This window comes from Halomarina salina (assembly GCF_023074835.1).
Classification (GTDB): domain Archaea; phylum Halobacteriota; class Halobacteria; order Halobacteriales; family Haloarculaceae; genus Halomarina; species Halomarina salina.
The window spans coordinates 1,884,854-1,905,670 of the sequence record NZ_JALLGW010000001.1 but is presented as its reverse complement, the minus strand read 5'-3'; the positions used below and the strand labels follow the sequence as shown (position 1 = coordinate 1,905,670).

At 69.1% G+C, this 20,817-nt stretch carries 22 protein-coding genes; 14 read left to right on the top strand and 8 right to left on the bottom strand.

From position 1 onward, the window contains the following. Positions 1–11 precede the first annotated feature (11 nt). The 6 genes from MX571_RS09635 to thrS all read left to right on the top strand — a co-directional run bounded on the left by MX571_RS09635 (position 12) and on the right by thrS (position 6,664). Positions 12–905: a Vms1/Ankzf1 family peptidyl-tRNA hydrolase gene (locus tag MX571_RS09635; RefSeq protein ID WP_247415926.1), complete on the top strand. Its 894-nt coding sequence runs from the start codon at positions 12–14 to the stop codon at positions 903–905. Positions 906–964: 59 nt separating this feature from the next. Continuing rightward, the gene (locus tag MX571_RS09630) at positions 965–1,423 is read left to right on the top strand and encodes a universal stress protein (RefSeq protein WP_247415924.1); all 459 of its coding nucleotides are present in this window, start codon (positions 965–967) and stop codon (positions 1,421–1,423) included. A 79-nt stretch (positions 1,424–1,502) separates the two neighbouring features. After that, complete coding sequence (locus MX571_RS09625) at positions 1,503–2,510, top strand: N-acetyltransferase DgcN family protein (RefSeq protein ID WP_247415922.1); 1,008 nt, start codon at positions 1,503–1,505, stop codon at positions 2,508–2,510. Next, positions 2,507–3,592 carry a dipeptide epimerase gene (locus MX571_RS09620; RefSeq protein ID WP_247415920.1) on the top strand — a complete coding sequence of 362 codons (1,086 nt, stop codon included), beginning with the start codon at positions 2,507–2,509 and terminating at the stop codon, positions 3,590–3,592. The genes MX571_RS09625 and MX571_RS09620 overlap by 4 nt, the downstream gene beginning before the upstream one ends. A gap of 127 nt (positions 3,593–3,719) precedes the next feature. Then, on the top strand, positions 3,720–4,127 hold the full coding sequence (locus MX571_RS09615; protein WP_247415918.1) for an HTH domain-containing protein: 408 nt from the start codon (positions 3,720–3,722) through the stop codon (positions 4,125–4,127). A 608-nt stretch (positions 4,128–4,735) separates the two neighbouring features. Then, positions 4,736–6,664: a threonine--tRNA ligase gene (gene thrS / locus MX571_RS09610; RefSeq protein ID WP_247415915.1), complete on the top strand. Its 1,929-nt coding sequence runs from the start codon at positions 4,736–4,738 to the stop codon at positions 6,662–6,664. A gap of 68 nt (positions 6,665–6,732) precedes the next feature. On the opposite strand, the gene MX571_RS09605 is transcribed toward thrS, so the two are convergent. The 3 genes from MX571_RS09605 to MX571_RS09595 all read right to left on the bottom strand — a co-directional run bounded on the left by MX571_RS09605 (position 6,733) and on the right by MX571_RS09595 (position 9,321). Continuing rightward, a complete protein-coding gene (locus MX571_RS09605; RefSeq protein WP_247415912.1) occupies positions 6,733–7,785 on the bottom strand; it encodes a DUF7972 family membrane protein in 1,053 nt (350 codons plus the stop codon). A 49-nt stretch (positions 7,786–7,834) separates the two neighbouring features. Further along, a complete protein-coding gene (locus tag MX571_RS09600) occupies positions 7,835–8,248 on the bottom strand; it encodes a twin-arginine translocation signal domain-containing protein (RefSeq protein ID WP_247415909.1) in 414 nt (137 codons plus the stop codon). 185 nt (positions 8,249–8,433) lie between these two features. Next, positions 8,434–9,321, bottom strand: a complete 888-nt coding sequence (locus MX571_RS09595; protein WP_247415907.1) for a PspA/IM30 family protein — start codon at positions 9,319–9,321, stop codon at positions 8,434–8,436. Between the two features lie 118 nt (positions 9,322–9,439). Here MX571_RS09595 and MX571_RS09590 point away from each other — a divergent pair, with 118 nt between their 5' ends. The 5 genes from MX571_RS09590 (at position 9,440) to MX571_RS09570 (ending at position 14,825) form a co-directional block, all read left to right on the top strand. Beyond that, a complete protein-coding gene (locus MX571_RS09590; RefSeq protein WP_247415905.1) occupies positions 9,440–10,063 on the top strand; it encodes an alpha/beta hydrolase in 624 nt (207 codons plus the stop codon). Between the two features lie 69 nt (positions 10,064–10,132). Next, positions 10,133–11,824: an asparagine synthase-related protein gene (locus MX571_RS09585; protein WP_247415903.1), complete on the top strand. Its 1,692-nt coding sequence runs from the start codon at positions 10,133–10,135 to the stop codon at positions 11,822–11,824. Positions 11,825–11,935: 111 nt separating this feature from the next. Further along, positions 11,936–13,579: a CTP synthase gene (pyrG, locus tag MX571_RS09580; RefSeq protein WP_247415902.1), complete on the top strand. Its 1,644-nt coding sequence runs from the start codon at positions 11,936–11,938 to the stop codon at positions 13,577–13,579. Beyond that, positions 13,579–14,496: a glutamine-hydrolyzing GMP synthase gene (guaA, locus tag MX571_RS09575; protein ID WP_247415899.1), complete on the top strand. Its 918-nt coding sequence runs from the start codon at positions 13,579–13,581 to the stop codon at positions 14,494–14,496. Before pyrG ends, guaA begins: the two co-directional genes overlap by 1 nt. Next, complete coding sequence (locus MX571_RS09570) at positions 14,496–14,825, top strand: DUF7126 family protein (protein ID WP_247415898.1); 330 nt, start codon at positions 14,496–14,498, stop codon at positions 14,823–14,825. The genes guaA and MX571_RS09570 overlap by 1 nt, the downstream gene beginning before the upstream one ends. Before the next feature lie 23 nt (positions 14,826–14,848). Here the strand turns inward: MX571_RS09570 and MX571_RS09565 are convergent, their stop codons facing one another. Continuing rightward, positions 14,849–15,184, bottom strand: a complete 336-nt coding sequence (locus MX571_RS09565) for a hypothetical protein (RefSeq protein ID WP_247415896.1) — start codon at positions 15,182–15,184, stop codon at positions 14,849–14,851. Positions 15,185–15,351: 167 nt separating this feature from the next. Between MX571_RS09565 and MX571_RS09560 the strand changes: the two genes are divergently transcribed. Beyond that, a complete protein-coding gene (locus MX571_RS09560; RefSeq protein WP_247415893.1) occupies positions 15,352–16,506 on the top strand; it encodes a hypothetical protein in 1,155 nt (384 codons plus the stop codon). 80 nt (positions 16,507–16,586) lie between these two features. On the opposite strand, the gene MX571_RS09555 is transcribed toward MX571_RS09560, so the two are convergent. Next, positions 16,587–17,480 (bottom strand): MBL fold metallo-hydrolase, encoded by an 894-nt coding sequence (locus tag MX571_RS09555; protein ID WP_247415890.1) that lies wholly within the window; start codon positions 17,478–17,480, stop codon positions 16,587–16,589. Positions 17,481–17,520: 40 nt separating this feature from the next. Then, positions 17,521–18,339, bottom strand: coding sequence for an aldo/keto reductase (locus MX571_RS09550; protein ID WP_247418464.1), 819 nt, complete (start codon positions 18,337–18,339; stop codon positions 17,521–17,523). Positions 18,340–18,488: 149 nt separating this feature from the next. Here MX571_RS09550 and MX571_RS09545 point away from each other — a divergent pair, with 149 nt between their 5' ends. Both MX571_RS09545 and MX571_RS09540 read left to right on the top strand, forming a co-directional pair. After that, positions 18,489–18,803, top strand: a complete 315-nt coding sequence (locus MX571_RS09545) for a cupin domain-containing protein (protein WP_247415887.1) — start codon at positions 18,489–18,491, stop codon at positions 18,801–18,803. 70 nt (positions 18,804–18,873) lie between these two features. After that, positions 18,874–19,311, top strand: coding sequence for a hypothetical protein (locus MX571_RS09540; protein ID WP_247415884.1), 438 nt, complete (start codon positions 18,874–18,876; stop codon positions 19,309–19,311). On the opposite strand, the gene MX571_RS09535 is transcribed toward MX571_RS09540, so the two are convergent. Further along, complete coding sequence (locus MX571_RS09535) at positions 19,292–20,107, bottom strand: NAD-dependent epimerase/dehydratase family protein (RefSeq protein WP_247415881.1); 816 nt, start codon at positions 20,105–20,107, stop codon at positions 19,292–19,294. The two genes, MX571_RS09540 and MX571_RS09535, sit on opposite strands and share 20 nt — an antisense overlap. After that, the gene (locus MX571_RS09530) at positions 20,104–20,676 is read right to left on the bottom strand and encodes a MogA/MoaB family molybdenum cofactor biosynthesis protein (protein WP_247415879.1); all 573 of its coding nucleotides are present in this window, start codon (positions 20,674–20,676) and stop codon (positions 20,104–20,106) included. Before MX571_RS09530 ends, MX571_RS09535 begins: the two co-directional genes overlap by 4 nt. Positions 20,677–20,817 lie beyond the last annotated feature (141 nt).

Here is a 20,817-nt window from a genome sequence, read left to right as displayed (position 1 = left end):
CACGTCCCGGTATGCTCGACCGGTTGCTCGGCCGCGAGGAGCTTCGCGAGCGCATCGCGACGCTGGAAGACGAGAAGCGACACCTCGAACGACAGCTGGAGGCCGAGGAGCGACGCCGCCAGGAGGCCGTCACCGACCGACAGGCGGCCGACGAGCGCATCAACCGGCTGGAGGACCGCATCGCCGGGCTGGAGGGCGAACGAGGCGACGAATCGGAGAGCGACGACGTCGCTCTCGACTTCCGGCGGCGCGAGGCCATCCGCGGAACCCGACGGGAGAGAGTGCTCTCCCGCCTCGAATCGGTCGAGACCGACGCCGAGGGCGCGCTCTCCGCGATGGTCGACGAGCGGGTGCCGGAGCAAGTGACGGACCTGCTGGGCGACCGGGCGGCGCTCGTCTCGCGGGCCGCGCCGTGTCTCGTCTACGCCGACGACGCCGAACTGGTGAGCGTCGCGCTGGCACCGCCGCGAGCGCCCGAACCGTTCTGCGAGTGGGGCGAGGCCTTCGCGGTGGACCGGTCGTGGTTCGCGCCAGCCCCCGAGGAACGTCACGCGCTCGCGCTCGTCCGGTCGGACACGTTCGCGCTGGGCGTCTACGAGGGCACCGAGCGCGTCTCCTTCGAGGGGTTCGAGAGCGACGTGAAGGAACAGCACTCGAAGGGCGGGTTCTCGCAGGGGCGGTTCGAGCGCATCCGCGACGGCCAGATAGCCGACCACCTGGAGCGCTGCCGGGAGGCGCTCGACGACGCTCCCGACCCGCTGTACGTCACCGGCCAGCGCACCGTCCTCGACGAGTTCGCGGACCGGGCAGCGGCGACCCGTGCCGTCGACGCGACGGGCGACGACGAGGAGTCCCTCGACGACGCGGCCGCGGAGTTCTGGACGGCGCGCCTGTCGGCGCTCTGAGACGGCACCCCGTCCACGCGGCCCGCCGATTCATGTCGGTGGCCGTCGAACCACCGGCCATGTACCAGCACATCCTGTTCCCGACCGACGGCAGCGACGGGGCGGAGTTCGCACTCGACCACGCCATCGACCTCGCATCGACGTACGACGCGACGCTCCACGTGCTCCACGTCGTCGCGGACGTCTGGTACCCCAGCGGCGACCCGGAGGGGTTCGACTTCGACATGAGTTCGGTCGAGAAACACCTCCAGGAACGCGGTGACCGACTCGTGCGGGAGGCGTCGGAGCGCGCGGCGGAGAGCGGCGTCGACTGCGAGACCGAGGTCGTGACCGGCCGGACGCCCCACCGCGCCATCGTCGACGCGACCGAGGACCACGACGTCGACCTCGTCGTGATGGCGACCCACGGACGGCGCGGCCTCGACCGCCTGCTGATGGGGAGCGTCGCCGAGAAGGTGCTACGACTCTCGGAGGTGCCCGTCCTCGCGGTGAAGTTCCCGGAAGAAGCCGACGAGTAGCCTCCAGTGAGGCGAGGAGCTGTCAGCCGCACGGTCACTCGCACCACCGTTTAAGCCGTCTCGCTCCGCGTGAGTCGGTATGCGACTCGCCATCCTGGCTCACGGGAAGTTCCCCGACCGGGCGAAGACCGCCGTGGGGTTGCTCCGCTACACCGACCACGAGGTCGTCGCCGTCCTCGACCGCGACCACGCGGGGGACCGCGTCGCCGATCACGTCCGGGACGTACAGGACGCTCCGGTCGTCGCCGGTATCGACGACGTGCCCGACATCGACGCGTTCGTCGTCGGCATCGCGCCCATCGGTGGCGGCTTCGACGAGACCTGGCGCGACGACGTTCGCGGTGCGCTCGAACGCGGCGCGGAGGTGTGGTCGGGGCTCCACTACTTCCTGACCGACGACGAGGAGTTCGCCTCGCTCGCGGAGGAACACGACGCGCGTCTCTGGGACGTCCGGGACCCGCCCGACGACCTCACCGTCGCCGACGGCGTCGCCCGCGACGTGGACGCCACCGTCGTCACCACCGTCGGCAGCGACTGCTCGACGGGGAAGATGACCGCGACCTGTGAACTCGTGGAAGCGGCCCGCGACCGCGGGATGAGTGCCGGGTTCGTCCCCACCGGCCAGACCGGCATCATGATAGAGGGCTGGGGGCTGCCCATCGACCGGACGATATCGGACTTCACCGCGGGTGCGGTCGAGCGGATGATAGTGGAACGCGCCGAGGAGTACGACTACCTGTTCGTCGAGGGGCAGGGAGCCATCACCCACCCCGCGTACTCCGCGGTCACCTGTGGCATCCTCCACGGGTCGATGCCCGACGCGCTGGTCTACTGCCACGAGGCGGGCCGCGAGTCGGTCCACGGCTACGAGTCGTTCTCCATCCCCGACGTGGGCGACCACGCGACGCTGTACGAGGACCTCGCCGAACCCGTCCACCCGACGAGCGTCGTCGCGGGGTCGCTCAACACGTCGAAACTGGCCGCCAGTGAGGCCGAAGCGGCGGTCGAGCAGTTCTCGACGGCGCTCGACGCGCCCGCAACCGACGCGGTCCGGTTCGGTTGTGACGAGATTCTGGACGCGCTATGACCGACCCGGCCGATTCGACAGACCCCGGGGGAGCGACCGGTACGACCAGCCTCACGACCGAGTTCGAGCGGGTGGAACTCCCCCTGAAGACCCCGTTCACCATCTCGCGGGGGACCCAGCACACCGCCGACAACGTCGTCGTTCGTATCGAGGACGGAGAGCACGTCGGCGTCGGCGCGGCCGCACCGTCTCGACACTATGGCGAGACGGCGGCCACGGTCGAGGCCGTCCTGCCCGACCTGCTCGCGGCAGTCGAGGCGGTCGGCGACCCGTTGGCGCTGGACGCCGTCGACGCGCGCCTCGACCGGGTCGTGGAGCGGAACCCGGCGGCGAAGGCCGCCGTCCGCATCGCGTGCTGTGACCTCGCTGCGAAACGCCTCGACGTGCCGCTCTACCGCCTGTTGGGCCTCGACGGGTCGCGGACGGTCACCTCCTCGTTCACCGTCGGCATCGACGACCCCGAGCGGATGGCCGAGAAGACCCGCGACGCCGTCGACGCGGGCTACAGCGTCCTGAAGACGAAACTCGGGACCGACGACGACGAGGCGCGACTGGCGGCGGTCCGGGAGGCCGCCCCAGACGCCCGCCTCCGTGTCGACGCGAACGAGGCGTGGACGCCCCGCGAGGCGGTCCGCAACTGCGCGTGGCTGGCCGAGTACGACGTGGAGTTCTGCGAACAGCCGGTTCCCGCCGACCACCCGGAGGGCCTCCGCTACGTCTACGAGCGCTCGGCCGTCCCCATCGCGGCCGACGAGTCCTGCGTGACGCTCGCGGACGTCCCCCGCATCGCCGACGCCTGCGACATCGCGAACGTGAAGCTGATGAAGTGCGGCGGGCCTCGACAGGCCGTCGAACTGTTCCACGCCGCCCGCGCACACGGTCTGGAGACGATGCTCGGCTGTATGATAGAGACGAACGCCGCCATCGCCGCGTCGGTCCACCTCGCTCCGCTGCTCGACTACGCGGACCTCGACGGGTCGCTGTTGCTCGATTCGGACCCCTACGACGGCGTCCCGATGCCCGGCGGCGACATCGACCTCTCGACGGTCGACCGACCGGGGACTGGCGCGCGACGGTCGTGACGCCGAGAGTGTCTACTTCCTGCGACCATCAGATTGTACTGAAATAAGGCTACTAGGACCGAATCGAGACGTCTAATGCCGATATACAGAAGGTTGATACGGTCGAGATGCCCACCGAGAAGTAACCATGGGAGAGAATGACACACTCACGCTCGAACTGTACGTCCGCTCGCTCTCGGCCGACGCCGGGACGGCCGCTGTCGGGGACGTGCTGGACCGAATGGCGGGCCTCGTCGCGGACGGCGTCGTCGATGGCTACGACGTCACCGTCTGGGGCGACGGCGTCAGCCTCGACGACCGGGTGCTGGCCACCGATGCCGCCCGGACCATCCGCGACAGCGTCGAGGAGTTCCAGCGGTGGGCCGACGAGACGGGGCGGACGCTCTCCGGCTTCGAGACGCGCGACACACGGTCGGCGGTGACGAGCGAGGTCCGCCACAACCTCACCGTGCCGACGGTGGCGCTCGCGGAACGTCGCGGCGAGACACTCACGTGGGTCGCGCCCTGTCGTGGCGAGACGGTCCACACGGTTTGAGAGCGCCTCGACCGACTCGCCGCAGCGCCCGAGGACTCGTCGGGCGACGTCTACGCGATAGAAGCGGCCGACTGATCGACGGGACCGACGCCCTGCGGGGACGAGCGACGAGCGCTCCCATCTCGTCGACACGTGAACCGCTCGGTCACCCTGTGGAACCGAACCGTCATCCTATCGTGTCGGTCGAGCAGTATTGCACACGCAACCAGCACCCCTACAATCGACGGACGCGGACGGGATATCACACGCGCACTGCACGACGACGGACGGTAGGTGGGAGGGGCCACCGCGACGGCCACCTCCGCGTACCGTCGGTCGTTCCGACATGTCTCACTCGGTGCACGGCCGACCCCCCAGTTCGGGTCGCCAGTGCGCGTGAATCTTCTAGTGGAGACGGTTAACCGTATCGTCCCTCCTCGTGCTGAACAGTATCTGCCCGGAGTACTACCACCGTTCGTGACAAGCCGGGAGTCGAGACGCTCTCGTTCGTGGCTGCCTGCGACGGCGTCGCTTCGCAACACCGCAGTGAAAACGCTGACGGGGGAGTGAGACGCGTCGACGGGGGATGGCTACGTTTTTCCCTGCATGGTGGCAACTCCGCGCCATACATGAGCGACATCACCGTCGAACTCCCGGATGGCTCCAAACTCTCCGTCGACGAGGGAGCCACCGTGTCGGACGTAGCGTACGAAATCGGACCGGGGCTCGGGCGAGACACCGTCGCTGGCGTCCTCGACGGCGACCTCGTCGACGAGGCGACGCCGGTGTACGACGGCGTCCGCATCGAGATCGTCACCGACCAGTCCGACGAGTACCTCGACGTCCTCCGACACTCGGCGGCCCACGTCTTCGCGCAGGCGCTCCAGCGCCTCCACCCCGAGGCGAAACTCACCATCGGCCCGTGGACGGACGAGGGGTACTACTACGACGTGACGAACGTCGACCTCGACGAGGCCGACCTCAGCGAGATAGAGGCGGAGATGGCCGAGATAGTGGAGGAGGACCTCGATATCGAGCGGTTCGAACGCTCGCGGGAGGAAGCGCTGGACCACTACGCGGACAACGAGTTCAAACGCGACATCCTGGAGACGGAGGCGGCGGGCGAGGACCCCGTCTCGTTCTACCGACAGGGCGAGTTCGAGGACCTCTGTAAGGGCCCGCACGTCGAGTCGACGGGCGAGGTCGGCGGGTTCAAACTGCTCGACATCTCCGCGGCGTACTGGCGCGGTGACGAGGCCAACGAGACGCTCACCCGAGTGTACGGCACGGCGTTCCCGAACGAGTCCCAGCTAGAGCAGTTCCTCGAACGACGCGAGGAGGCGAAAGAGCGCGACCACCGGAAGATCGGCCGCGAGATGGACCTCTTCTCCATCCCGTCGCACTCGCCGGGCTGTCCCCACTACCACCCGAACGGGATGACCATCCGCCGGGAACTGGAGGACTACATCCGCGAGCAGAACGACGACCTCGGCTACGACGAGGTGTGGACGCCCGAACTCAACAAGGCCGACCTCTGGAAGCCGACGGGCCACTACGACAACTTCACCGCCGAGGGCGAGATGTTCAACTGGGAGCAGGACGACACCGAGTACGGCCTGAAGCCGATGAACTGCGCGAACCACGCCTACCTCTACGGGCGCGAGAAGCGCTCCTACCGCGACCTCCCCATCCGGTTCTCGGAGTTCGGCACGGTGTACCGCAACGAGCAGTCCGGCGAACTCTCGGGCCTGCTGCGCGTCCGCGGGATGACCCAGGACGACGGCCACGCGTTCATCCGCAAGGACCAGATCCAGGGCGAGATCGTCGACGTGCTGGAGGCAATCGACGAGATCCTCGGCCACTTCGACTTCGAGATGGAGTACGTCCTGGAGACCCAGGGCGACAACGCCGTCGGGTCGGACGAGATATGGAGCGAGGCGACCGACTCACTGGCCGACGCGCTCGAATCCGAGGGGCTCGACTACGAGGTCGACGAGGGCGAAGCGGCGTTCTACGGCCCGAAGATAGGCATCAACGCCGTCGACGCCATCGGCCGCGAGTGGACCATCGGGACGGTCCAGCTCGACTTCAACATCCCCGAGCGCCTCGACCTCACCTACATCGGGGAGGACAACGAGGAACACCGGCCGGTGATGGTCCACCGGGCGCTGCTCGGGACGTTCGAACGGTTCATGGGCGTCATGATAGAGCACTTCAACGGGAAGTTCCCGCTGTGGCTCGCCCCCGAGCAGGTCCGCATCCTCCCCGTCACGGACGACAACCTGGAGTACGCCGAGGCAGTCGCGGCCGAACTCGGCGAGTTCCGCGTCGAGATCGAGGACCGCTCGTGGACGGTCGGCAAGAAGATTCAGCAGGCCCACGACGACCGGGTGCCGTACATGCTCATCGTCGGCGACAACGAGGAGGCCGACGGCACCGTCTCGGTCCGTGACCGCGAGGAGCGCGAGCGACAGGACGTGTCCGTTGAGGCGTTCCGAGACCACGTCGAGCGCGAACGCGACGAGAAGCACGTCAGCGTGGACTTCCTCTCCGACTGAGGCCGTCGAGCGTCCCGGTTCTCACGTCGTCGAATCGAACGTCGTCGAATCGCAGCCGACCGTCCCGCTCACTGCCAGTCGATGTCCTCGTCGCGGTCGGTCTCCCGGAGGATGAACGGACCGATGGAGAGCGTCCGCTTCGTCACCGTCGCGATACGGAGCACGTACGACAGCAGGACGACGAACGGTGCGACGGCGATGGCGGCGGTGAGGCCGACCAGCAGGACGACCTGGTCGACGCCGAAGACGACGCCACCGAACACCGCCGGGTCGTAGTAGACGAGCGTGCAGATGGCGACGACGAGCGCCGGGACCGCCGTGACGACGATGGACCGCGAGAGGTTGATGAGCTCCCACTGGAAGTAGAGCGTCTTGAAGTGCTCGCGACCGGGGCCGAACAGCATCAGCGTCTCGACGAACTCCTCCAGCGCCTCGTCGGCCTCGTCGTTCAACTCGTCGGCGAACTGGTTGCGGAGGCGGCGGGCGGCGTACAGCTTCCAGGAGTAGTTGAAGTTGAGCGCGGCCGACAGGACGGAGTAGCGGCCGAACTTCTCGCCTTCGAGGCTCTCGCTGACCTGCGTGGCGTTGCCCGTCGTCGAGGAGACGAGGTCGTCGACGAACTCGCGCAGGTCCTCGTTGTCCGTGTCGAGGACGTCGCGGACCTCCTCGGCGCGCACTGCGGTCACCTCGACCAGCGCGCGGAGGAACGCCGAGGGGTCGGCGGGGCTGACGGGGGTATCCAGGACACTCTCGACGTCCTCGCGGAACTCCATCGCCCCTTCCATCCGCTCGCGCTGGTCGCCGACCGCGCCGAGTTCCTGGGAGAGCACCAGCTGGTTCAGCGTGAGGACGACGGTGACGCCGGTGACCGTCGCGGAGATGAGCGCGTTGAACAGCGTCTCGACCGTGTCGCCCTCTCGCAGCAGTATCGCCGACGTCGGGTGAACGACACCGACGACCACCAGCGCGACGAAGACGACGACGAACAGCCCCAGCGCGAACAGTCGCCGGTCCGTCTCCAGCAGGACCCGGAGGACGAGCGTGTTCGTGTCGGTCCGCTGGCGCATCTTGTCTTTTGGCTGCTCGCCAGCCTCGACGTCGCTGTTTCCGGGGCCACTCATCCCGATTCACTACCCCAGCGAGGCCGAAGAACGATGGGCACGCCGAGCATCACGGGAAGCTGTTCCCGCCGACTCGGAGTGGCTGCGAGTCGACGGGTTCGGCCGAGTGATTGAACGCGTGTACGGTGAGGTCCGTGCCGACGGGCAGGTACATCGACACGCTCGTCTGTCCCCCGGAGACCATCCCCGTCCACGCGTCGCTCCCGAACGAGGAGATGGCACTCAGCTCCCGGACCATCTCATCGGTCGTCGCCGCGTCGGTGAGCGTCGCCTTCACCTGTGCCGCGTCGTTCCCCCAGACCACGTCGTTGGCGACCGAGAACGAGTCGAACACGGGCGAGTCGTCGACGTTCGGGGCGGAGACGGAGAGGCGAGTCGTCACACAGCCAGCCAGTGCCATCGCGCCGACTGCCGACGCCCCGGTCAGAAAGCCGCGGCGCGTTGGCACCTGGTCGCTATCCATGACGGGAGCGACTCGTGCCGTCGTAATAGAACTGCGGGCATCGGATTTCGAGGGCAGGTACGGGGTCGTGACGGTCGCGTTACTGATGTCAACGTCTCGCAGTGACGGACGGAACGGAGGGGAACGAGGTGGGACCACGGGGAACCACCAGGGCGACGACGGGAATCGACCGACTGGGAGGCGGTCTACTGGTCGTCGTCTTTCAGCTCCTCGAGTTCGGCTTCGACCGCCTCGTCGTTCGTATCGGCGTCGCCGTCGCCGTTCCCGGACGACGACCCCGACCCGGAGTCGGCCTCCGTCTCGGTCTCCAGTTCCTCGAGCGCCGACTCGACCTCCTCGTCGCTCTGGGTGTCGGTCTCGCCGCCGTCGGTCGAGGACTTGCCCATCTCCGCGCGCAGCGTGTCGAGTTCCGCCTCGACCTCGCTGTCGGTCGACAGCTGTTCGAGTTCGCGGTCGAGCGAGTCCTTGTCCGAGAGCGCGTCGTCGAACGCACCCGACTCCTGCAGTTCGTCGAGCGCCGAAGCACGGGCCTCCATGTCCTCGGTGCGCTCCTCGGCGCGCTCGATGGAGCGGTTGAGGTCGGCCATGTCGTCGCCCGCGCCGGTCATCGCCTCGCTGACGCGCGTGCTGGCCTCGGCGGCCTCGTAGCGGGCCTTCATCGACTCCTTCTTCGTGCGGAACTCCTCGATGCGCGACTCGAGGGTGTCCTTCTTGTCGACGAGCTTGTCCTGGGTCTGCTGGAGGTCCGCTATCTGCCCCTCCAGCTCCTCGATCTGGTTCATCTTCTGTTTCTTCCGTTCGAGGGCCTTCCGGGCCAGGTCGTCGCGGTCCTGCTCGACGGCCTGTCGCGCCTGCTCGTTGTGCTTGGAGACGTTCTCCTCCAGGCGGCGCTTCTGGATTTCCAGGCGCTTCTTCTGGGTCGTGAGGTCGGCGATGCCGCGTTTGACGTTCTGGAGTTCGTCGCGCAACTGCTCGTACGAGTAGTCGAGGGTCTCGGTGGGGTCCTCGGCTCGATCGAGGACCGAGTTGATCTTCGACCGGATGACGTACGAGGTGCGTGAGAGGATTCCCATACCGCACGATTAGTGTCCGGAGGCTTAAACGCACAGGGGATTGACAGGGGACCGTCACCTCTCGCACCCACCCGGACGGACCACCGCCGTTGAAGGCCGCGCCGCACCTCCCCGTGGTATGACCGACTCGGTAGTCGTTCCCCACTCCCGCGACGTCCGGGCGACGCTCGACACCGCCGGCGCCGATTCGGACGGTGACGACGGCACGGCGGGGACCGTCGACGCGTGCGTCGTCGCCTGCCCGCCGCACCCCCAGATGGGCGGGTCCCGGAGCGACGCCCGCCTGACCGCGCTCGGCGAGGCACTCACACCCGACGTCGACTGTCTGCGCTTCGACTACGGCCCGTGGGACGAGGGCGAGGGCGAGCGGACCGACGTCCACGCCGCACTCGACTGGGCGGACGAGCGCTACGAGACGGTCGGCCTGTTCGGCTTCTCGTTCGGTGGCTGTCTCGCGCTCGTCGTCGGCAGCGAACGCGAGAACCTCGCGTGTGTGAGCGCGCTCGCCCCCGCGGCCCGAATCTCCGGAAAACTGGACGCCGTCGCCGCGCTGGACACAGTCGACGCGCCGACGCAGGTCGTCTACGGCGAACGCGACACGACCGCGGACTGGGAACCCGTCGTCGACCGGGCCCGCGAACTCGGCCTCGCAGTCGAGGGGTTCAGCGGCGACCACTTCTTCCTCGGCCAGGAGACGAAGGTAGCGGGGCGCTGTGCGTCGTTCCTGCGCGAGCACTGCTGACGGGGGCGTCCGTCGCGAGCCAATCTGCCGTCGGTACGCTGATTAGTCCGCTCGCCGGACCGTCCTCGAATGGAGTCCGCACGCGTTCGGCTCGGCGACCGCTGGACCAGAAGCGGCGACGTCGTCGTCACGGGACGTCCCTTCCTCGACGACGAGTGCCTCGACGCGAGTGCGTTCGCGGCCCACGTCGCCGGGACAGGCGCGGAGGCGTTCTGCCGAGCGGTGGCCGACCTGAACGGATTCTTCGGCGTGCTCCGGGAGACGGAGGACGCGGTCGTCGCCGCCGTCGACCGCATTCGGAGCGCCCCCCTGTACTACGCCGTCGCCGACGGCGAACTCTACCTGAGCGACGACGCCCACTGGCTCGCGACAGTGGTCGACGCGGACGACTCGGACCCGACCGTCGCCGCCGAGTACCTCCTCACCGGCTGTGTCACCGGCAGCGATACGCTCGCACCCGGCGTGCGACAGCTCCAGAGCGGGGAACTGCTCGTGGCGACGGCGGCGTCGGACGCGACGGCGAGCGACGGCGTCGACGTCCAGCGTCAGCGCTACTACCGCTACGAGCGCGACGACCCGCCCGAACGGGCGGACACTGACCGACTCGTCGACGCGTACTGGGACGCACTCGACGGTGCGTTCGGCCGCCTCGTCGAGCACGCCGACGGTCGGCCCATCGCTATCTCCCTGTCGGCGGGCCACGACTCCCGACTCGTCGCACTGGCGCTCCAGCGACAGGAGTACGAGGACCTGGTCGCGTTCACCTACGGCGCGGCGGCCGACGAGGCGACGACGAGCGAACGGGTCGCAGACGACCTGGGCATCCCCTGGGAGTTCGTCGCCATCGACCAGGACGAGGTGGCCGACTGGTACCACTCCGCCGCCCGCCGAGCGTTCGACCGGGACGCGGGGTGGCTGGCGTCGGCCCCGAACTACGGCCTCGCGCTGGCGATGCGGAAACTTCGTCGGCAGGGTCGACTCCCCGAGGACGCCGTCGTCGTCACGGGCGACGGCGCGCACACGACGGGCGAGCACGTCCCGACACGGTTCCGCGGGCGCGACCGAATCTCCAGGGACCTGTTCGTCGAGACGCTGCTCGACGCCAACTACGACGCGTGGGGCTGGGACCGGGCGGCTCACGGCGACGAACTGGGCACTCGGGTGCTGGAGGCCGTCGGCGACCGGTTCAGGGGCGACGACGAACCGTTCGAGCGAGCCGTCGCCGCGTACGAGGAGTGGGACTGGGCCGAGCGACAGTCCAAGCGCATTCGCTCGAACGCCGTCTACGAACACGTCGGCTACGACTGGTGGTTCCCGCTGTGGGACGCCGAGTGCGTCGCGTTCTGGCGGGACGTCCCGACCGACCGCAGGGTGGACAAGCGGTTCCACGACGAGTTCGTCGAACGTGCGTACGAGGCGGCCTCGACGCTCGACGACCCGTCGGCGACGTTCCCGTCGGGCAGTGACTCGCTCGCGTCGGTGAAACAGCGCGTCGAGCGCGTCCCGGTGCTCGGCTCGCTCGCCCGGCGCGCGTACCGCCGCCTCCAGTCGCCGCCGAACCGGTATCCCGACGACCCGTACCTGGGGATGATGAGCGAAGAGCAGTTCGCGGCGATAGTGGCGGCCGGTGCGGACCGCACGGTACCCTCGCACGTCGAGTTCCACGCGCTCGGGCTGCTGGACCGCGTGGCGTACGACCCGGCGGGGCCGGCGGAGTCCGTCGACCCGGTGCGCGTCCGTCCCTTCGTCGAAGAGAGGTGACCGTCGGCGGACGACGAGACGGCCGACCGCTCGCCGTTCGTGAACGTGTGAACCCCCCTCGCTCCGGCACGACCCCGAAATGGTTTTTGCCCATACCTGCACACCGTCAGTATGCCGACAGCGCCCACGGGCTACGACCCGACACTGGGGAACAAGTTCATTTTCGTCACGGGCGGGGTCATGTCGGGGCTCGGCAAGGGCATCACGGCGGCGTCGACGGGTCGCCTGCTGTCCAACGCCGGGTTCGACGTGACCGCCGTGAAGATCGACCCGTACCTGAACGTCGACGCGGGGACGATGAACCCGTTCCAGCACGGCGAGGTGTACGTCCTCAAGGACGGCGGCGAGGTCGACCTCGACCTGGGGAACTACGAGCGGTTCCTCGACATCGACATGACCTCCGACCACAACGTGACGACGGGGAAGGTCTACCAGCAGGTCATCGAGAAGGAGCGCGCGGGCGACTACCTCGGGAAGACCGTCCAGATAATCCCCCACATCACCGACGACATCAAGCGGCGCATCCGCGAGGCGGCCGAGGGCCACGACGTCTGCATCGTCGAGGTCGGCGGCACCGTCGGCGACATCGAGGGGATGCCGTTCCTCGAAGCCCTCCGCCAGTTCGTCCACGAACAGGACGAGGACGACTTCCTGCTCACCCACGTCACGCTCGTCCCGTTCTCGAAGAACGGCGAGCAGAAGACCAAGCCGACCCAGCACAGCGTGAAGGAACTGCGCTCTATCGGTCTCCAGCCGGACATCCTCGTCGGCCGCTGTGAGGACCACCTGGACCCCGAGACGAAGCGGAAGATAGCGCTGTTCTGCGACGTGCCGACCGACGCCGTGTTCTCGAACCCGGACGTCGAGGACATCTACCACGTCCCGCTCACCGTCGAGGAGGAAGGCCTCGACCAGTACGTGATGGACCGGCTCGGCCTCCGCGAGCGGGCGCTCCCCGCCGCGGAGCGCAACAACCAGTGGCGCGACCTCGTCACCCAGGAGACGACCGGCGAGGTGGACGTCGCCCTCGTCGGGAAGTACGCGCTCGAAGACGCCTACCTCTCGGTCCACGAGGCGCTGAAACACGCCGGACTCGAACGCGGCGTCGACGTCAACGTCGTGTGGGTCGACGCCGAGGAGATAGACGGCGAGCACGCCGACCGCCTCGAAGGGGCCGACGCCGTCCTCGTCCCCGGCGGGTTCGGCGTCCGGGGGACGACCGGGAAGGTCGACGCCATCCGCTACGCACGGGAGGCGGGCGTCCCGTACCTCGGGCTCTGTCTGGGCTTCCAGCTGGCGGTCGTCGAGTACGCCCAGAACGTCCTCGACCTGGCGGACGCCCACTCCAGCGAACTCGCCGACGACCCCACCAACCCGGTCATCGACCTGCTACCCGAGCAGTACGAGGTCGAGGACATGGGCGGGACGATGCGCCTCGGCGCGTACGAGACCGACATCACGCCGGGGACGCTCGCCGCCGACCTCTACGGCGGCACCTCCTGCACCGAGCGCCACCGCCACCGCTACGAGGTCAACCCCGAGTACATCGAGTCGCTCGAAGGCGCAGGACTCGTCTTCTCCGGGCGCGTCAACAACCGCATGGAGATACTCGAACTGCCCGACCACCCGTACTTCGTCGGGACGCAGTTCCACCCAGAGTTCCGCTCGCGGCCCGGTCGCGCCTCGCCGCCGTTCCTCGGTCTGGTCGACGCGGCCGCCGACAGCGCCGCCGAGCGAGAGGAGGTGAGCGCCTGATGGTCGACGCGCCGACGTTCGTCGACGAGGCCGTCGAGGAGATTCGCGAGGAAGTCGGCGACGACCGGGCGCTCATCGCCCTGTCGGGCGGCGTCGACTCCTCGGTCGCCGCGGCGCTGGCCTACGAGGCCATCGGCGACCGTCTCACGCCCGTCTACGTCGACACCGGTCTGATGCGGAAGGGCGAGACCGACCAGATTCGCGAGACGTTCGACTACATGGACAGCCTCGAGATCGTCGAGGCGCAGGGCCGGTTCCTCGACGCGCTCTCGGGCGTCACCGACCCCGAGGAGAAGCGGAAGGTCATCGGCGAGCAGTTCATCCGCGAGTTCGAGACGGTCGCCACCGACGTGCGGGCCTCGTGGCTCGTGCAGGGCACCATCTACCCCGACCGCATCGAGAGCGAGGGGAACATCAAATCGCACCACAACGTCGGCGGCCTCCCCGACGTCGTGGACTTCGACGGCCTCGTCGAACCCGTCCGGGACCTCTACAAGGACGAGGTCCGGGAGGTGGCCCGCGAACTCGGCCTCGACGAACTCGTCGCCGAGCGGATGCCGTTCCCCGGCCCCGGTCTCGCCGTCCGCATCGTCGGCGAGGTGACCGAGGAGAAGGTCGAGGTGGCCCGCGAGTCGTGCCACGTCGTCGAGGAGGAACTGGAGGCGTACGAGCCGTGGCAGGCGTTCGCCGCCGTCATCGGGAAAGCGACGGGCGTGAAGGGCGACAACCGCGTCCACGGCTGGGTCGTCTCCGTGCGCTCCGTCGAGTCGCGCGACGGGATGACCGCCCGCGCCCAGGAACTCGACTGGGAGACGCTCCAGCGCATCCAGAGTCGCATCACGGGCCAGTTGCCGAACGTCGCCCGCGTCGTCTACGACGTCACACATAAACCACCGGCGACAATCGAGTACGAGTGATGAACCACGCTGTCGTCATCGGGTCCGACCCGGACGGTCTGGGCGAGGCCCTCGAAGAACGCGGCGTCACCGTCGCCCGTGCCACCGGGACCGCGAACCGGGACTCGCTCGTCGAGGCCGGTATCGAGGAGACGGACGCCCTCGTCGTCACGGACGTCGGCCTCGCCACGTCGATTCCGGTCGCCCGCGAACTGAACGAGTCGTTCCGCGTCGTCGTCTACTCGCGTGACTCCATCCCCGAGTTCGCCCGGACGAGTGCGGGGCTGATGGTCGACCCGGACCTGATGGACGTCGACACCGTCGCCGAAGAACTCGTCTCGCAGGGCTGACCGAACCCCCGACCGCGCCTCGGCTACCGCGCGGTCTCCTCGCGGACGCCGTCGAGGCTCCGCGCCTCGTTGTAGTGTTCCATCGCCTCGCGAGCGAACGCCAGCGCGTCCGAGCGTCCCTCCCGTTCGCCGAGCACCGTCGTCTCCTCGGGGGCGGCCGGGTCGCCCTCGACGCTGTCGACCCGCCAGTGGTCTCCCTCGCCGGTCGGGGCCCGGTTACCCACCTCCGGAACCACCTGGAGCGTCGTCCCGTCGACGTTCTCGAACAGCGTCGGCTGTCGGGCGTCGTACTTGTCGACGACCTGCGGGTCGTGGTCGACCTCGGACCACCCGTCGGGTAGCGACTCGGTGTTGCTCATCACCCCCGCTACGAGCGTGTCGCTCAAGAGTTCGGCGTCGGCCGACGTGCTTGCAGGTTCTGGTGCGTCGCCGGACGGGACGGCGATGCCTCCTCGCCGACCGACCCTCACACCGTCGTTTCAGTCACCGGGTCGTTCAAGCCAGTGGACGTGTTGCCTCGTGGTAGATGCCCTCCCGCAGACGGCTCCTCGGCCTCCTCGTGGTCGTTCTGGTGGCGCTCCCGGTCGTCGCCCCGGCAGTGGCACGACCGCCGCCCGAACCGCTCTGTGGGACCTGCACGATGGGACAGGACGGCGACGGCGTTCACGGCGTCGCCGTCGACCCCGCGACCTCCAGCGTGACGGTCGAGTCGTTCGCCAACGGCTCCTCGCGCTGGACGGAGCGCGTCGAACTGCGATACGGCGCGGACGACCTGGCGGCCAACGACACGTTCCGCGCCGAGGTGGTCGAGGGGGCGCTCCACCGGCACGCCGCGGGCGAGAACCGGATTGACACGCGGTCACGGGTCGAGAACGACACGCTGGTCACCACCTACCGGGTTCCGAATCTCGCGACGCGCTCGGCGGGCGTCCTGACGGTCGACCTGTTCGACCGCACCGACCGCGAGTCGTGGGCGTACGTCGGGGCCGCCCGCGCGACGCTCGTCGCTCCCGAGGGCTACCACCTCGTCGACGGCCCGGACGGCGAGGGGGAGACGAACGCGAGCGCCGTCGTCTGGACCGACGACGCCCCGGCCGCCGACTACGGCCCCGACGTCGAGGGCCGCATAACGTTCGCCGAGGACGGTACCACAGCGAGCGGGGTCCGGGCCGCGCTGGTGACGGTACAGACCGACGCGCCACCCCTGCTGTTCGGTGCGGCTGCACTCGCGCTGGTCCCCACGCTGCTCGTCGCCGCAGTCTGCGTACTTTACGTCCGCTCACGGACCGCGGACGACGGACTGGGACTGTCACCATTGACGGTGACCCTGGTCGTCGTGGCCGCGGCGTTCGTCGGACTGGTCGGGACCGCGTACGTCCTGCTGTTCGGCGTGTCCCCAGAGGGACCGGGCGTGGCACCGCTGGTCGTCGTCCCGCTGGCGGCGCTGTTCGCGGTCGGCTACTGCGCGACGACCGGGGACCGAACCCGACAGGCCATCGGTGCGCTCGCCGTCGCTCCGTGGGTCGGCGTCGTCGCGCTGGTCCTGAACGGGCAACTGGCGTCCAGAGACTGGGTCACGGTGCTGGCCGTCGCGGTCGGTGCGCTCGCGGTAACGGCTGTCGGCGTCCCCGGTTACCTCGCCGGTCGGCGACTGGCGCCCGGTGCGTCAAAGCGCGACTGAGAGAAAGCGTCGAGCGAGTCGGGCCTGCGCGTGCCGACGAGAGGCGCGGTTCTGTGGTGTTTCTCGGGCCAGCCGTCCGGTCAGTCGACCTGCTGGCCGAGTTGTGCGAGGCGGACGCTCCCGCCGCGCAGGAACGGGACGCCGTGGCCCATGCCGAGCACCTCGACGGCCGGTTCGCGGTCCGCGAGGTCGTGGATGGAGTCGGCGACGGCCGCGGTGTCGTGGCTGATGATCCACGGCGACGGTTCGAGGTCGCCGTCGGACTCGCGGACGAGGTCCCCCACGAACGCCACCGAGAGGTCGCTGCTGACGTACGCGACGTGGCCCTCGGTGTGACCGGGCGTCTCGTAGACGGTGAAGCTCCCCACCTGGTCGCCGTCGTTGACGACCTGCACGTCGAGGTCGGCCTCGACGAACGGCGAGACGACGCGCTGGAGGGCACCCTTGTGCCCGTCGACCGGCGGCGTCTCGCGACCGGTGAGGTAGTCGGCGTCGGGCGACCCCATGTACACCGTCGCGTTCGGCAGGTCGAGTCGCGAGAGGCCGCCGACGTGGTCGACGTCGAAGTGCGTGACGAGGACGCGTTCGACGTCGGCGAGCGTGTGTCCCGTCTCCTCGATGGCCCGTTCCACCTTCGCGGCGTCCCACGGCGACCCCGCGTCGACGAGCGTGAGGACGCTCCGTTCCGCGTCCTCGGCATCGTCGGCGTCCTCGGCCGCCGCGCTGTAGTCGCTCTCGGCGTCCTCGTCGCCGTCGCTCTCACCGTCGGAGTCGGCGGGTTCGGCGGCGGCATCGCTCTCCGCTTCCGAGGCGGCCGCCTCGCCTTCCTCCCCCGAGAGGTCGACGGAGATGGGGTCCTCGCGGGTCGTCGCTCGGTCCTCGGCGGTCGCCTCGCCCGTCACGTCCTCGACGAGGTAGGCGTTCACCCCGGTCAGTTCGATGAGCCAGCAGCCAGGTCGCAGTTCTGTGGGCATGACTGCACGTTTCGCTTCCAGCGGGAAAAGCTATAGCGCCTTACAGCGGCGAGCGCGACCGGACGACCCCCGAGAGCGTGCGGAGCTTCGAGGGCTGACGGATGCGCTCCATCTCCTCGTCGGTGAGTTCGAAGTCGAACACTTCGAGGTTGGCTTCGAGGTGCTCTCGGCTCGTCGCCTTCGGAATCGTGGCGACCGGTTCGTGCTGCGTGACCCACCGCAGCGCGACCTGCGCGGGCGACTTGTCGTACTCCTCGCCGACCTCGGCGAGGACGGGGTCCCTGAGGACGCCGCCGTGACCGAGTGGGCTGTACGCCGTCAGCAGCACGTCGTGGATGTCACAGTAGTCGAGCAGGTCGGTCTGGTCCCAGTAGGGGTGGAACTGCACCTGGTCGGTGAAGATGGGGACGTCGGCGTAGTCGCGGGCCTCCGCGAGCGCCTCGCGCTTGAAGTTGCTGACGCCGACGTGCTTCACCGACCCGTTCTCGACGAGTTCGGCCATCGCGTCGAGCGTCTCGCGGGTCGGGACGCGACGGTTCGGCCAGTGAATCAGGAGCAGGTCGAGGTGGTCGGTCCGGAGTTTCGCGAGGCTCTCGTCGGTCGAGCGCAGGACACCGTCGTAGTCGCGGTTTCCGCCTTTCAGCTTCGAGGTCAGGAAGACGTCCTCTCGGTCGACGTCGCTCGACGCGATGGCCGCGCCGACCTGTCGTTCGTTCCCGTACGCCTGTGCGGTGTCGACGTGTCGGTAGCCGAGTTCGAGCGCGGTCTCGACGGCGCTGCGACAGTCGTCGCCGGTCAGCCGCCACGTCCCGAGACCGAGTTTCGGAACCTCGACGCCCTGGACGGTGACGTACTCCATCTCCATGGTCCGCCGTAGGACCGCCCCGCGGGAATAGCTTACCGCCGACGTCGCGCGATTGTCTGACGAGTCGGAACGAATCCTCGGCACGGTCCGCCGGTTCGTCGTGACGGCCGTCGATTGAAGTCGTCTCCGACCCACCTCCGACCATGCTCGACCGTTTCGAGTTCGACGAGCCAGCGGAGGGAGAACGAACGTCCGGCGAACTCGTCGTCACCGACGACGTGCTGGTGAAGTACTTCGCGCTCGGTCCCGGGGCGTCGCTCTCGACGCACGAACACGACAACGCGACGAACGTGTTCCACGTCCTGCAGGGGGAGGTGGTGGTCGTCCAGGGCGACGAGGAGGAGACAGTCACGGCACCGGGCGTCGTCCTCCACGACCGCGGCGTCCCCCACGGCGCGCGCAACGAGAGCGACGAGGTGGCGGTGTTCACCGCCTCGCTGTGCCCGCTCCCGAACTGACTCACCGGGGGCGTAGACCACCGGTCGGTCGGTGAGTACGTTTTTGTCAGCAGACGACGAAGTGTGGCGGATGAGTCCTCCGCGCACCCTCCGGAAGGCGGTCGTCGACGGGGTCGTCTGCTGGGCGGGGTTCCTGCTGTTCACCGCACTCCTCGGGTTCCTCGTGCACGACTGGACGGTGCCGGCGCTCGCCGACCTGTCGGCCGACTGGGTCGCCACCGACGGCGCGATGCTCCTGGTGGTCGTCGTCACGTCGTTTCTGGTCGTCGGTGCGCCGGTCGCGTTCTACGGACGGGCCGGCCTGGTCACGCCGCTGGTGGTCGTCGTCCTCGCGTTCGTCTGGTTCTCGTGGACCGTGGGCGTCCGGGCACCGGCGGGGTTCGACGCGGTTCCCGTCGTCGTCGTGCTATACTCGTGGCTCGTCGCACCGGTCGTCCTCCTCGCCGCACTCCTTGAACACGGTGCGCGCCGCATGTACCGGCGGAGCGTCAGCCCCGCATCGCTCTGACGACCGACCGGGGCCTGAACCCGCACAGTTCCTCGAACCGCGACGAGGAGAGCGAGGAGTCGCGGTGGAGCGCCGGGTCGTCGGGCATCGGTTCGGGGACGACGAGACGCGCCGCCTCGCCGAGCGCGGTCATCCCCGCGCGGTGGAACGCCCAGGCGCTCGTCCGCGGGGCCGGGGCGTGGACCGCGCCGGTCGCGTCGTCGCGCGCGAGCGTCGCCAGCGCCCGGCCCGCCTCGCGGACGTGACACGGACTCTTCCACATGTCCGCGTAGTACGGGACGCGCCGCCCCTCGCGGACCAGCCGCCGGGTCCGCGAGAGCCGTCTGTCGAGCGTCCCGCGCGAGTGGCCGAACAGGTAGTCGGCCCGGAACCAGCAGGCGTCAGGGTGGTCGGCGACGCACCCCTCGAACCACCGGAGTCGGCGGCCGTAGCGCGACTTCGGGGTCGGCGTGGTCGACTCGTCGTAGTTGCGACCCTCGCCGTCGAACACGCCCGCGCTGGAGACGTAGACGAGTCGCGGCCCGGCGAGGTCGACGGCCTCGACGAATCGTTCGGCGGCGGCCGCGAACGCCTCGAACTCGTGGTCGGTGCGCTCGACGTGCGCCGCGAACACCACCGCGTCGACGGCCGAGAGCGGGAGCACGTCTGGTGTGTCGGCGAAGAAGTCGTACCGGTGCGTCGCCCCCTCGATGGCGTTGCTGTAGTAGGTGCCGCGGGTATCCACGCCCGCGTCCCGGAGCGCGTCGACGACCGAGCGGCCGAGGTAGCCGCTGGCCCCGACGACGAGGACCGTCACCGGCGGGCCAGCCCCGCGAGGTGGGGCGCTTCGGGGACGATGATGTCCCTCGTCCCGAGGCGGGCGGCGTTCTCGCTGCCGGGGAGCGAGAAGACCGGCACGCCGTCCCCGTCCGGGGCGTCCTCGTCGCGGGGGACGATGCCCGCCGTCGCGCGCGTCCCGACGACGCGGGTGCCGACCTCCTCGCGCGAGAAGGTGCGGAACAGTTCGCCGAAGCCGGGAAGGTGTTTCTCGAACAGCGCCTCCACCGCCTCGACGGTCACGTCGTCGGGCGTGACGCCCGTCCCGCCGGTCGTGACCACGGCGTCGACCGACGCGTCGCCCACTGCCTCTCGGACGGCCTCGGTCACCGCCGCCGCGTCGTCCGGGACGACGAAGCGCGTCTCGACCTCGTTGTCGGCGGCCCTGAGTTCCTCCTCGATGGCGTCGCCGGCGGCGTCGTCGCTCGCCCCCCGCGTCGAGGAGACGGTGACGACCGCCATCGACAGGCGGTCGAGGTCGTGGTGGTGGTGGTCGTGCGTCCCCGATTCGCCGTGTTCGTGCCCCGACGCTGGGCGATCGTCGCTCATGGCCGGGCGTTCGACGGGTGGTGACATAAATCTCGGACGCTCGACGGTGACCACCCAACGACGCGAAACCAGCGGCGACGCGAAGCCAGCGACGACCGACGGACGACCCGGAACCGGCGAGCGTGCCACTCATCGGCAGGG